We start from the raw sequence: 12,506 nt of genomic DNA, 5'->3' as shown, positions 1-12,506 counted from the left end.
CTCCGTGCTGTCTGAGCTGTCTGAGCTGTCTGAGCTGTCTGAAGCCTTACGTGCTGTCGTACGGTCCGGGCTGCCGTGACCGTCGCGCCGCGGTGGCCGTCGTGCAGCCATGACCGTCGCGCCGCCGTGCTGTTGTCCCACGGTCAGGACATGACGCGTCAGGTTCTGCCCAAGGGTAACCGCCTGCGCGGGCAGCCGGACCGGAAGGGTGGCGGTGGCCGGTGGCCGGACAGCAGGGCTGTCCGGCCACCGGCCACCGCCACCCGCCGGAATCAGGCCGACGCCGACGCCGACGCCCCGGCCTCTCCGGTTCCCCTGGCCACGCCGGCCACCCCGGCCTCCCCCGGCGCCCCGTCCCGAGGGGCGCCCTCCCGGGGGAACTCGTCCTCCAGTGCCAGCACCTCCGCGTCCGGCCGGTCGTCCGCGGCGCGCGGCCCCAGCCAGGTGACCGCGAGGGCCACCACCACGTTCACGGCGAGCGCGACGAGCCCCGCGTTCATGCCCCACACCGGGTCGTTGCCGGTGAAGACCAGCACACAGACCAGCGTGAAGCCGACGACCAGCCCGCTGACCGCCGCAGACAGCGTCAGCCGCCGCCATACCAGCCCCAGCAGCAGCATCGGCACCAACTGCGCCATGCCCTCGTACGAGATCAGCGAGAGCCGGACGAGGGTGTTGGGCGCGGTGTACGTCAGCAGCAGCGCGAGCGCTCCGGCTGCCACCACGACCAGTTGGGACCAGAGCTTCTGCCGGTGGGCCAGCCGGGGGATCGCGCCGAGCACGCTCCGTCCCCACATCGTGCCGATGACCAGCATGAAGACGGCCATCGGCACGATGGAGGAGAGCGCCGCGGCCACCCCGATCACCCCCACCGCCCAGGCCGGCAGCGAGTCCACGACCAGCTTGAACAGCGCGAGGTTGGAGTCCGCGCCGACCAGCCCCGGCACGATGAACAGCGCGGCCAGGCCGAGCAGCATCGGCACGAACAGCAGCACGTTGTAGAACGGCAGGTACATGGCGTTGCGGCGCAGCGCGTCGGCGTTGCGGGCGCCGAGGTAGCCGGCCACGGTCGTCGGGAAGATCACCACGGTCAGGGAGTTGACGAGGGTGGTGGTGATGAACCAGCCCTGGCCCAGACCGCCCGAAGCGTGCCCGGGGAAGGTCAGCCACTGCGGCTTCTCCGCAACGATCCGGTCCAGGAAGGGCCCGTAGCCGCCGAAGTAGTGCAACGGGACGTAGACGGCGAGGAAGCCGAGGGTGCCGATCACGAGGATGTCCTTGAGCACCGAGACCCAGGCGCTGCCGCGCAGTCCGCTGACCACGACGAAGCCGGTGGTGACCGCGAAGCCCAGGAAATAGGCCCAGTTGAGGCTGATCGCGCCGTAGGAGATGGTCGAGACGACCACGCCCATGCCGGTGATCTGGAGCTGGATGTACGGCAGCAGGCAGACGGTGGCGAGGATGGCGACGGCGGTGCCCGGCCAGGCACGCCCGTAGCGGTGCGCGACCATGTCGGTGATGCCGACCAGGCCGTGCCGGCGCGCGTAGGCCCACAGCATCGGCCCGACGACGTACCCGATCGCATAGCCGCAGGACATGTACGCGAGGACGTAGAGCACCGGGGCGCCGAAGTTGTAGCCCCAGCCGGCCGCGCCGAGGTAGCTGAAGCTCGTATAGCTCTCACCGGCCATCAGCACCCAGATGAAGACGGTGCCCAGGCTGCGGCCGCCCACCGACCATTCGGTGAGCCCGCCGCCGGAGCCGCGGCCGCGCACCGCGAGCAGGCCCAGGACGACGGTCAGCACCATGAAGGCGCCGAAGATGGAGGTCGCGACGGCGGCGTTCACGCGCGGCCCCGCTTGCGGTCGGCACGGCGGGCCAGCCCTACCGACAGCGGTGTCAGCAGCGTCGCGACCAGCATCCAGAAGAAGAGGAACGGCAGGCCGAGGACGGTCGGGGTCACCCGGTTCACCAGTGGCAGCACGGCCAGGAACGCCACATAGGGCAGCAGCAGCCACAGCAGCGCGGGGCGCTTTCGGGAGCCGGGGGATCGTCCACCGGAAAACTGATTTCGCACGTCGCAGGAGCCTAGATGACCCGGAGCGCGCCTCAGCGCGACTGTGTCGACCGCAACACCGCCCAGACCACCATCCGGTAGGTGGAGGTGAACTCCGGCGTGCAGGTCGTCAGGGTCAGATAGGCGTCCGGTGCGGTGAAGCGGTAGGCGGGGTGCGTGGTGCTGTGCGGGACATCGGCGATGACGGTGCCGTCGCCGGGCGTGGTCCGCGGCAGGATCTGCCGGACGACGTAGGTGTAGCGGGCGTCGGCGGTGTCGATGCGGACGGTGTCGCCGGGCCGCAGCCGGTCGAGGTGGCGGAACGGTTCGCCGTGGGTGTTGCGGTGCCCGGCCAGCGCGACGTTGCCGGTGGCGCCGGGCTGCGCGGTGCGCGGGTAGTGGCCGACATAGCCCCGGTCGAGGACCGCGGCCTTGCCGATGCCCTGCGCGACGGGCGCGGTGACGCCGATGCGGGGGATGCGCAGTACCGCGTAGGCGAGACCGGGCGGCGGTGCGGCGGGGGTACGGGCGGCGGGCCGCGCGGGCGCGCCGCCGGGCGGGGTGCGCGCGCCGTCCACCGGCCCGTCGCCGCTCCCCGGGGCCCCGCCGGGCCCCGGCCCCGGGGGCCGCCCCGTGTCCCACTGCCGCTCCAGTCGGGTGACCCGGTCCCGGGCCTCGTCCCACGCCTGGCGGTTGGTCCACCACAGCTGGTGGACGACGAGCAGCAGCAGTACAACGCCGAGCGTCACGGCCAGCTCGGCCCCGGTCCACAGCACGCGTGCCACCGGGGAGCGGCGAACGCGCCGCCCCTGCACGACCACCGGTATCCGCTCCCGCACGCGGGCACCGTAAGCCCTGCGGGCCCAAGCCACCAGAGGCGGCGGAGAACCGGCGGGCGAGGCGGACGGGGGGCAGGGGGGCGGCCAGCCGCCGCTCCGGCCGCCGACCGCCTGCGAGACGGCGTAGATGCACAGCCCGGCCAGCGCGCCGACGACGGTGCCGTTGATGCGGATGAACTGGAGGTCCCGGCCGATGTGCGCCTCGATCTTCTTCGAGGTGTGCTCGGCGTCCCAGCCTGCGACGGTGTCGGTGATCAGGGACGTGATCTCGCCCTGGTACGTCGTCACGACGTAGACGGCCGCGCCCTCCAGCCAGCCGTCCACCTTGTTCTGCAACCGCCCGTCGCCCGAGAGCCGCTGGCCCAGGGACAGCAGCGCGGCCCGTACCCGCAGCCGCAGCTCGCTGCGCTCGTCCTCGGCGGCGGCCACGATCATGGCCCGGACCGAGCCCCAGGCCGAGGCGATCAGGTCCTGCACCTCGCCGCGGCCCAGCACCTCGGACTTCAGCCGCTCCACCCGGGCCCGGGTGTCCGGGTCGGACTGGAGATCGCCCGCGAAGTCCCGCAGAAAGCGGTCGATGGCGCCGCGCGCCGGGTGATCGGGCATGTCCCGCATCTCGGTGACGAACCGCATCAGTTCCTTGTAGACCCGGTCGCCCACCTTGCGGTCGACGAAGCGCGGGGTCCAGCCGGGGGCGCCGCCGGAGACCGCCGTCATCACGGAGTCGCCGTGTTCGACGAGCCAGTCGTGGGCGCGGGTGCACACCAGGTCCACCACCCGCTTGTGGCCGCCCTCCGCGACGATCTTCTCCAGCATCCCGCCGATACCGGGCGCGATCTCCTGGGCATCCGCGCGCCGGGTGATCGCCTCGCCGACCACCGCCTGCACGTCGGAGTCGCGCAGCACGGTCAGCGCACCGCGCAGCGCGGTGGACAGCTCGGCGGTGACCCGGTCGGCGTTCTTCGGTTCGGCGAGCCAGGCGCCGAGCCGCCGTCCGATGCCGACCGAGCGCAGCCGGCCCCGGACGACCTCACCGGAGAGGAAGTTCTCCCCGACGAAGTCCCCCAGGCTCTGCCCCAGCTGATCCTTTTTGTTGGGAATGATCGCGGTGTGCGGAATCGGCAGTCCCAGGGGCCGCTTGAACAGCGCGGTGACCGCGAACCAGTCGGCCAGCGCACCGACCATGCCCGCCTCCGCCGCCGCCGCGACGAACCCGGCCCAGCCGCCGGCCCCGGCGGACTTGGCCCAGGTCGCCAGTACGTAGACCACCGCGACGGCCAGCAGCAGTCCGGTGGCCAGCGTCTTCATCCGCCGTACCGCGCGCCGCTTCTCCTCGTCGGCGGCGCTGTAGCGGAACCCGCCGACCGGTCCGCCCGCGGCCGCCCGGGGCGCCGCGCCCGCGTCCGGCGTCGTATCCGCCGTCTCCGGCTTCGTCCGTTCCATCCGCTCCACCGTTCCCACCGTGCCCCGCAGTCCGTACGGCCGTGTCCTCGCGCCGCGCGCCCGGCCCGGCGATCCACCGCACACCCGGCCGCCGATCCGGCCGGGTGTCCCACTGTGGCCTACTCCCGGAACGAACCACGAGTTCCCGGCATCCCGGTCATGGCGCGACGGCCGGGGCATCCGGCGGCGTCCGCGCGGGCGCCCCGCCGGGTGGATCAGGGAGGACCGGTCCGGCTCAGTCCAGTTCCCGGCGGTCCCGGCGCTCGTCCTTGAGGCGCCGCTTCTCTTCCTTGAGGCGCCGCTTCTCTTCCTTGAGGCGGAGCCGCTCGGCCTCGGGCAGCTTGCGCTCGACGCCGACGCCGCCCATCAACGCCAGGCCCTTGACGATCACCCGGGGCGCCCCGGGTTCGCCCGGCACCCCGTCCTCCCGCGAGTCGAAGCCGCCCATGATGCCGAAGCCCCGCACATCGACCTCGACGCCCGGCGGCACCACGATGCCCACCCCGCCCATGATCGTCCAGCAGTTGATGACGACCTCCGGCCCGGCGAAGTTCGCCTCGCGCAGGTCGATCTCCCCGCCGCCCATGCAGCAGATGGCGGTGAAGCGGCGACCGATCGTCCAGCGCCCCTTGCGCTGGAAACCGCCCAGGACGCCGATGCCCGTCGAGGAACCCTCCGTCCCGCTGACGATCCGTCCGAACCAGGACGTGACCGCACCGCTGTCCGTGCCGCCGTCCTTGCGCAGCGACGGCGGCGCCGGGGCGGCCCCGGCGGCCGCCGGGAGATCGGCGGTGATCCTCTCCAACTCCCCGTACGTACGGGCCGCGTAGGTGCTCTCCAGCCGCTCCTCGAACTCCTCCATGACGAGCCGTCCCTCGGCCAGGGCGTCCCGCAGGATCTCGGCCACCCGCTCACGATCGCTGTCGGAAGCACGCAACTGGGGGAGTTTTTCAGTCATGCGAACAGGTTAAAGTGCGGCGGTGGCGCCGGGGTAGTTCCCCACGCGTCAAACGCGATACATCGCGTCACAATCACATCACGCCGCCCCGCCCGCCCGCGTACAGCTTCGCGATGACGTCCTCGATGTCCGGCTCCCGGACCGACAGATCCACCAGCGGATACCGCTCGGCGACGGCGGCGACCAGCGGCGCCGCACTCTGCCCGGCCGGGAACACCAGCCACTGGCGCGGCCCCGCCACCTTGACCGTGCGGGCCCCGGGCACGCCCTCGATGGGCGGCAGTTCCCGGGCCAGGTCCACCACCAGGGTCCGCTCCCCCTCACCGGCCGCCCGCAGTCCGTCGAGCCGTCCGTCGTACACCAGGCGCCCGTGGTCGATGACCATCACCCGCCGGCAGAGCTGCTCGATATCGGTCAGATCGTGGGTGGTGAGCAGGACCGTGGTGCCCCGTTCGGCGTTCACCTCGCGCAGGAACTCCCGGACCTTCGCCTTGCTGACGACGTCGAGGCCGATCGTCGGCTCGTCCAGATAGAGCACCTCGGGATCGTGCAGCAGCGCCGCCGCGATATCGCCGCGCATCCGCTGCCCCAGCGAGAGCTGCCGCACCGGTACGTCCAACAGCGGTGCCAGGTCGAGGAGTTCGACGCAGCGCGCCAGGTTGTCGCGGTAGCGGGCGTCCGGGACGCGGTACATCCGCCGCACCAGTTCGTAGGAGTCCTTCAGCGGCAGGTCCCACCACAGGGTGGTGCGCTGGCCGAAGACCACGCCGATCCGGCGGGCGAGCCGGGTCCGCTCCCGCGCCGGGTCGATACCGGCGACCCGCAGCCGGCCGCCGCTGGGGACCAGAATGCCCGTCAGCATCTTGATGGTGGTGGACTTCCCGGCGCCGTTCGGGCCGATGTAGCCGACCATCTCGCCGCGCGGCACCCGGAAGGTGATGCCGTCCACGGCCCGCACCTCGTGGCGCACCCGCCGCAGCCGGCCCTCCTTGCGGCGGACCGAGAAGACCTTCTCGACACCGTCCATCTCGATCAGCTGCTCCGCCGCCGTACCGCTCACCGCACGTCTCCTCGCCTCGTGTCCGCTCCACCGCCCCGTTCCCGCGCCCGCACACCCGTCGTACGGGACACCGCTCAGCTCCCCGTACTCCGGTACGCCCGCAGCCCGTACCGCCACGCCAGCCCCGCCCCCGCACCCATCACGCCCGCCACCGCGGGCCCCAGGAAGGCCACCCAGCCCGGCAGCCCCAGCGGGTCCGGGCGGCCCAGCAGCAACAGCGCGGGCAGCCAGTTCACGAAGGCCAGCGGGATGACGAAGGTGACGCCCCGCACCAGCTCCTTGGAGAACACCGTCGGCGGGTACTGGAGCATGGCGTTCCCGCCGTAGGTGAAGGAGTTCTGCACCTCGGCGGCGTCCTGCGCCCAGAACTGGAAGGCGGCCCCGGCGGTGTACACCGCGCCGTAGATCGCCGCACCGCACAGCACCATCAGCGGCACCAGCAGGATCCGGCCCGCCGTCCAGGCCACGTCCAGCTGCGGCAGCGACCAGCCCAGGACCAGCACGCCCTGGGTGATCCGGCCCAGCCGGCGCAGCGCGAAGCGGTCGGCGGCGACCTGCGCGAAGACCGGTACGGGGCGCAGCAGCAGGGTGTCCAGGGTGCCGTCGCGGATCCGCTGGCCGAGCCGGCTCATGCTGCCGAGCAGCAGATCGGCCAGGCCGAGCGAGGAGCTGGAGGTGCCGTAGAGGAGGGCGACCTCGGGCAGGGCGAAGCCGCCGAGGGTGTCGATCTGCGAGAACATCAGCATGATCGCGACGAAGTCCAGACCGCTCGCCGCGAAGTTGCCGACCGCCGTCATCACGAACGACGTCCGGTACGCGAGCGTGGAGCGCACCCACATCCGCACGATCAGCCCGTACGCGCGCAGCCCCTGCGCCAGGGCCGCCCCCCGGGACGGGCCCCCGCCGCCGTCCGGTCCGCCCCGGTCCGTCGCCGGGCCGCCGGCGGCGGCGCCACCGGCCGCGGACGGTCCGGCCACCGGCCCGCTAACCACCCTGCACCACCACCTTCCGGGTCGCGGCCCGCTGCACCAGCCGGCCCAGTGCCAGCAGCGCCACCGCCCAGCCCGCCTGGAAGGCCAGCCCCCGCAGCAGCGCGCCGCCGGTCCGTGCGCCGAGCAGCACATCGGCCGGCACCTGGAGCATCGAGGCCCACGGCAGCAGCTGTACGAAGTGGCCGAAGTCGCCGGGGAAGACCCGCAGCGGCAGCACCATCCCCGAGAAGAACATGCAGGCCAGCCCGCTGATCAGGGACAGGCCCGCACCATCGAGCAGCCAGAAGGAGGCCAGCGCGACGAGATAGCGCAGGGCGAAGCTGACCACCACCGCCAGCAGCACCGAGAGCAGGAACACGCACCACGTCAGCGCCTCGCCCGGCAGCGCCAGGGGGAAGACCAGGGCGCCCACCGCCATCGGCACCACCCCGCGGCCGATCAGTTGCAGCCCGGCCCGCCCCAGGTCCGCGGCCAGCCACCACAGCTGGAGGTCGGCGGGCCGGTAGAGGTCCACCGCGATATCGCCGGTGCGGATGCGCTCCTGGAGCTCGTCCAGGTTGCCGCCGGACATCAGCGCGGAGACCGCCAGCAGCGCCTGCCCGGTCCAGACGAACGTCATGGCCTGTGCCTGGTCGTAGCCGCCCAGGTGCGGGCGCTCGTGCCACAGGGCGATATAGGTGTAGGCGACGATGAAGCCGAAGACGGTGTTGGTGACGACGCCCGCCACGGTGGCGGTCCGGTAGGTGGCGTATCTCCTGAAGCTGCCGGCCGCCACGGCCGTGTACAACACCTCCGCGCTCCCCCGCATCCGTTCGGTTCCGATGGTTCTCGTGGTTCGTGGTTCTTGACTCGTCGTTCTCGGCTCTCGTGGCGCGAGAGGTCGCTCGTGGCGCTCGTACGCTCGTGGCGCGTGATTTCTCATGGCGCGCGTGGTCCGGCGGCCGGACGGCGGCGCTGCGGGCCGAATGGCAAAGCACCGGAGTCTAGTGGCGCGGCGGGAGGATGCACCACGGGTTTTGTCACCGGTCCGGGTCAGCCGGCGGGGCCATTCGGCCGATCACGGAGCGGTCACGGGTGCGTGCCACCCGTGGACGCCGGGACGCATGATGCGAGAGTGCCTTATCGGGCGAGAGTTCCCATTTCCGGCGTACGGCGCCCACCGCCGGAACGACACCGATCCGCCGCGGCACAACCATCGGCGGCGGCCTAGGAGTCCATACACACATGAGCCACGATCCGCAGCACGACGGCCCGGAGCGCACCGGGTCCCGGAAGTGGGGCCCGCGTCCCGACGCGCCGTCGACGGACGGGCGCAGCGCCAAGGGCCGGAAATCCCGTCCGCGGCGCACCGGCTGGCGCCGGCTCTTCCCCACCTGGCGCATGCTCTTCGGCGCTCTGCTGCTGTTCCTGCTGGTGGTCGCGGGCGGTCTGATCGCCGGCTATCTCCTCGTCAACATCCCGGCCGCCAACACCGCCGCCAAGGCCCAGAGCAACGTCTACCTCTACTCCGACGGCTCGGAGCTGGCCCGCGACGGCGACGTCAACCGCGAGAACGTCTCGCTCGCCCAGGTGCCCAAGACCGTCCAGCAGGCCGTGCTGGCCGCCGAGGACCGCGACTTCTACTCGGAGTCCGCGGTCGATCCCGCCGCGATGGTCCGCGCCGCCTGGAACACCGTCACCGGCAAGGGCAAGCAGTCCGGTTCGACGATCACCCAGCAGTACGTCAAGAACTACTACCTCGGCCAGGAGCAGACCCTCACCCGCAAGGCCAAGGAGTTCTTCATCGCCATCAAGCTGGACCGCGAGGTGAGCAAGCACGACATCCTGGAGGGCTACCTCAACTCCAGCTACTACGGCCGCAACGCCTACGGCATCCAGGCCGCCGCGCAGGCGTACTACGGCAAGAACTGCGACCAGCTGACCACCGCTCAGGGCGCCTATCTGGCCACCCTCCTCAACGCTCCCAGCGCGTACGACGTCGCCGCCCACCCCGAGAACAAGCAGCGGGCGGTGGCCCGCTGGGACTACGTGCTGGACGGCATGGTCAAGCAGAAGTGGCTCAGCGAGAGCCAGCGGTCCACGATGACGTTCCCCGCCCCCGGCCCGGCGCGGGCGCCGACCGGTCTGTCCGGGCAGCGCGGCTATCTCGTCAAGGCCGTCAACGACTACCTGACCGACAACAAGGTCGTGGACGAGGACACCCTGCGGGCCGGCGGCTACCGCATCACCACCACCATCGACAGAAAGCGCCAGGACGCCCTCGTGGCCGCGGTCGACAGCCGGCTGATGGACAAGCTCAGCGACGCGCGGACGGTCGACTCCTACGTCCGGGCGGGCGGCGCCTCCATCGACCCCGCCAGCGGCAAGGTCGTCGCCATGTACGGCGGTATCGACTACGCCAAGCAGTACGTCAACGGCGCGACCCGGCGCGACTATCAGGTCGGTTCGATCTTCAAGCCGATCGTCTTCGCCTCCGCCGTGCAGAACGGCTCCACCACCCAGGACGGCGTCCGGATCACCCCGAACACCGTCTACGACGGCACCAACAAGCGGATGACGGTCAGCAACGGCTCCCCCACCGGCTTCGATCCCGCCAACGAGGACGACCGCTCCTACGGCCCGGTCACCGTCAGCGCCGGTATGGACAAGTCCATCAACGCCGTCTTCGCCCAGATGGGTATCGACGTCGGCCCCGCCAAGGTCAAGAACACCGCCGTCGACCTGGGCATCCCCAAGGACACCCCCAGTCTCGGCTCCTCCCAGGGCGCCATCTCGCTGGGCACCGCCACCCCCAGCGTCCTGGACATGACGCAGGTCTACGCGACCTTCGCCAACCACGGAAAGCAGCGGCCCTACTCGCTGGTGGACAAGGTCTCCCGGCTCGGTGAGGACGTCCAGCTGCCGGACCGCCCCGAGGGCATCGCCATCGGGCGGGACGCCGCGGACACCACCACCTCGGTGCTGCGCGGCGTCGTCGAGGGCGGCACCGCCACCGCGGCCCAGGCCGCCGGGCGCCCGGCGGCCGGCAAGACCGGCACCGCGGAGAAGGACAAGGCCGCCTGGTTCGCCGGCTACACGCCCGATCTCGCCACCGTGGTCGCCGTGCTCGGCCAGCATCCGCAGACCGCCGCACAGGAACCGCTGTACGGCGCCGGGGGCCAGGACCGGGTCAACGGCGGCGGCTACCCCGCCGAGATCTGGGCCGACTACACCGCGGCGGCCCTGCGCGGGCAGCCGGCCCGCGACTTCGACCTCCAACTGGCGAGCGGCGCCGAGCAGCAGTCGTCCGAGCCGTCCGGCACCGGTACGCCGTCGGCCTCCGCATCGGCGTCGGCCGGCGGTACCCCGAGCACTCCGCCCGGTACCACCGCCACCCCGCCGACCGAGGCCCCCACCCTGCCGACGGCCGAGCCGTCCACGCCGCCCTTCCCCACCGAGCAGCCGCCGACCGCCGAACCCACCGAGGAGTTCCCGACCGCGGAGCCCGGCGGCGATACCGTGCCGCAGACGTACCGGATGTCCCCGTGGGGTGTCCGGGGTGCCGCATGGGACGAGTGAGCGGGACGGCCCCACGGGCGGCGGACCCGGCCGCGGACCCGACGGCCCGCGGGGCGCCGTACGGGCCCGCCGCAGCGGACCGGGGAGGACGGCGGCCCCCGGCCGCCGGGAGCCCGCCGTCAGTGGCCCGACGTCGCCTTGAGGCCGACCACCGCCACCAGCAGCAGGCAGATGAAGAAGATCCGGGCGGCGGTGGCCGGCTCGCCCAGCGCCACCATCCCCACCACCGCCGCACCGGCCGCGCCGATGCCCACCCAGACGCCGTAGGCGGTGCCTATCGGGAGCGTCCGGGCCGCGTACGAGAGCAGCACCATGCTGGCGACGATGCCCGCGCCGGTGAACACGCTGGGCCACAGCCGGGTGAACCCGTCGGTGAACTTCATCCCGATCGACCAGCCGACTTCGAGCAGTCCGGCGATCATGAGCAGGATCCATGCCATGACGGCACCTCCGTGAAAGAGCTTCAACAGGGGTGCGTCGTCTTGTCGTGACCCGGTACGGCGCGTCTCGTCGGGTGTCTCGACCCTAGCAAAGGGCAGACAAAACGGGCGGTGACCTCGGTCACCGCCCGCCCTCCGCCAACTCCGCTACAGATACAGCCCCGTCGAGTCCTGCGAGCCCTCCAGGCGCTCCGCGGCCACCGCGTGCAGATCGCGCTCCCGCATCAGCACATACGCCACACCGCGCACCTCGACCTCGGCCCGGTCCTCCGGGTCGTACAGCACCCGGTCGCCCACCTCGACGGTCCGTACGTTCTGCCCGACCGCGACCACCTCGGCCCAGGCCAGGCGGCGGCCGACCGCCGCGGTCGCCGGGATGACGATGCCCCCGGTCGAGCGGCGCTCGCCCTCGGGGATGTCCGTCCGGACCAGCACACGGTCGTGCAGCATCCGGATCGGCAGCTTGTCGTGGGTGTCCTTGGTGTTATTGGGGCTCACGGCACGACCGTACCTGCCCGCCGCCGCCCGGCACGCCTCGGCCCGGCTACACCGCACGGCGCGCCACCGCCCGCCGGCCGCCACCGGATGCCGGCCACAGCGGACGACGGCCACCGAAAACCGGCCACCGGCGGCGCACCGAAACCGCGGCCGGCCACCGCCGCTACCGGCGCCGCTTGCCCCGCAGCACCAGCAGTCCCACCACGGCCACACCGATCATGGCGACCGGAACGATCCGCTCCAGCCGCGGCGCCCCGTCCTCCGACACCAGCTGCCCGCGCACATCCGACACCGCGCGGTTGATGGCCACATACGCCCGTCCCGCCGTGCGGTCCACCGCCTCCGCGGTCTTCGCCTTCGCATCGTCGATGATCGTCTTCGGGTGCAGCCGCACACCGATCTCGTCGAGCGTCACGGCGAGATCCTGCCGCCTGCGGGCGATATCCGCCTCGATCTGCGCAGGGGTCCTGGCTTCCGACACCGCGCTGCCTCCGTCGTCTCCGGCCGATGCGTACGGGGACCAGGCACGAGACCCCGTACGGAACCGGCCACCGGGTCCGGGCCGATTCGTGTGGACAGTCTGTCAGCTCACGGCCGGGTGCGCCCCACAGCACCCCCCTTCCGAGCAGGCGCGGCGCCGGCGGCCGTACCGCGGCGCACCG

At 72.2% G+C, this 12,506-nt stretch carries 11 protein-coding genes, 1 pseudogene and 1 riboswitch; of the genes and pseudogenes, 1 reads left to right on the top strand and 11 read right to left on the bottom strand.

The genetic code is table 11. From position 1 onward, the window contains the following. Positions 1 to 272: 272 nt before the first annotated feature. From IH09_RS19560 to IH09_RS19530, 8 genes and pseudogenes are all read right to left on the bottom strand, one after another. Positions 273 to 1,847: a sodium:solute symporter family protein gene (locus IH09_RS19560; protein ID WP_052857963.1), complete on the bottom strand. Its 1,575-nt coding sequence runs from the start codon at positions 1,845 to 1,847 to the stop codon at positions 273 to 275. After that, entirely contained in the window at positions 1,844 to 2,077 is a 234-nt protein-coding gene (locus IH09_RS19555; RefSeq protein WP_094794879.1) for a DUF3311 domain-containing protein, read from the bottom strand. Before IH09_RS19555 ends, IH09_RS19560 begins: the two co-directional genes overlap by 4 nt. 32 nt (positions 2,078 to 2,109) lie before the next feature. Then, positions 2,110 to 2,832, bottom strand: a complete 723-nt coding sequence (locus IH09_RS39980; RefSeq protein WP_318279490.1) for a class E sortase — start codon at positions 2,830 to 2,832, stop codon at positions 2,110 to 2,112. Between the two features lie 162 nt (positions 2,833 to 2,994). Then, positions 2,995 to 4,338: pseudogene (locus IH09_RS39975) on the bottom strand (DUF445 domain-containing protein); the annotation flags it as partial. A 235-nt stretch (positions 4,339 to 4,573) separates the two neighbouring features. After that, a complete protein-coding gene (locus IH09_RS19545; RefSeq protein ID WP_052857960.1) occupies positions 4,574 to 5,296 on the bottom strand; it encodes a DUF1707 SHOCT-like domain-containing protein in 723 nt (240 codons plus the stop codon). Positions 5,297 to 5,369: 73 nt separating this feature from the next. Then, positions 5,370 to 6,323: an ABC transporter ATP-binding protein gene (locus IH09_RS19540; protein ID WP_094795577.1), complete on the bottom strand. Its 954-nt coding sequence runs from the start codon at positions 6,321 to 6,323 to the stop codon at positions 5,370 to 5,372. A 107-nt stretch (positions 6,324 to 6,430) separates the two neighbouring features. After that, the gene (locus IH09_RS19535; protein ID WP_110952427.1) at positions 6,431 to 7,195 is read right to left on the bottom strand and encodes an ABC transporter permease; all 765 of its coding nucleotides are present in this window, start codon (positions 7,193 to 7,195) and stop codon (positions 6,431 to 6,433) included. A gap of 145 nt (positions 7,196 to 7,340) precedes the next feature. Next, positions 7,341 to 8,138 (bottom strand): ABC transporter permease, encoded by a 798-nt coding sequence (locus tag IH09_RS19530; RefSeq protein WP_052857957.1) that lies wholly within the window; start codon positions 8,136 to 8,138, stop codon positions 7,341 to 7,343. Positions 8,139 to 8,572: 434 nt separating this feature from the next. Here IH09_RS19530 and IH09_RS19525 point away from each other — a divergent pair, with 434 nt between their 5' ends. Continuing rightward, complete coding sequence (locus IH09_RS19525) at positions 8,573 to 10,906, top strand: transglycosylase domain-containing protein (RefSeq protein WP_052857954.1); 2,334 nt, start codon at positions 8,573 to 8,575, stop codon at positions 10,904 to 10,906. A gap of 119 nt (positions 10,907 to 11,025) precedes the next feature. Here the strand turns inward: IH09_RS19525 and IH09_RS19520 are convergent, their stop codons facing one another. The 3 genes from IH09_RS19520 to IH09_RS19510 all read right to left on the bottom strand — a co-directional run bounded on the left by IH09_RS19520 (position 11,026) and on the right by IH09_RS19510 (position 12,325). Beyond that, positions 11,026 to 11,346, bottom strand: a complete 321-nt coding sequence (locus IH09_RS19520; RefSeq protein ID WP_052857951.1) for a DMT family transporter — start codon at positions 11,344 to 11,346, stop codon at positions 11,026 to 11,028. A 31-nt stretch (positions 11,347 to 11,377) separates the two neighbouring features. Continuing rightward, positions 11,378 to 11,448, bottom strand: a riboswitch (guanidine-III (ykkC-III) riboswitch). Between the two features lie 45 nt (positions 11,449 to 11,493). Then, positions 11,494 to 11,796 (bottom strand): GroES family chaperonin, encoded by a 303-nt coding sequence (locus IH09_RS19515; RefSeq protein WP_052858025.1) that lies wholly within the window; start codon positions 11,794 to 11,796, stop codon positions 11,494 to 11,496. A gap of 211 nt (positions 11,797 to 12,007) precedes the next feature. After that, on the bottom strand, positions 12,008 to 12,325 hold the full coding sequence (locus IH09_RS19510; protein WP_052857948.1) for a DUF3618 domain-containing protein: 318 nt from the start codon (positions 12,323 to 12,325) through the stop codon (positions 12,008 to 12,010). Positions 12,326 to 12,506 lie beyond the last annotated feature (181 nt).

Origin of the sequence: Streptomyces celluloflavus (assembly GCA_000720995.1) — a bacterium.
GTDB lineage: Bacteria > Actinomycetota > Actinomycetes > Streptomycetales > Streptomycetaceae > Streptomyces > Streptomyces celluloflavus.
This window is presented reverse-complemented; position numbering and strand designations above follow the sequence as displayed.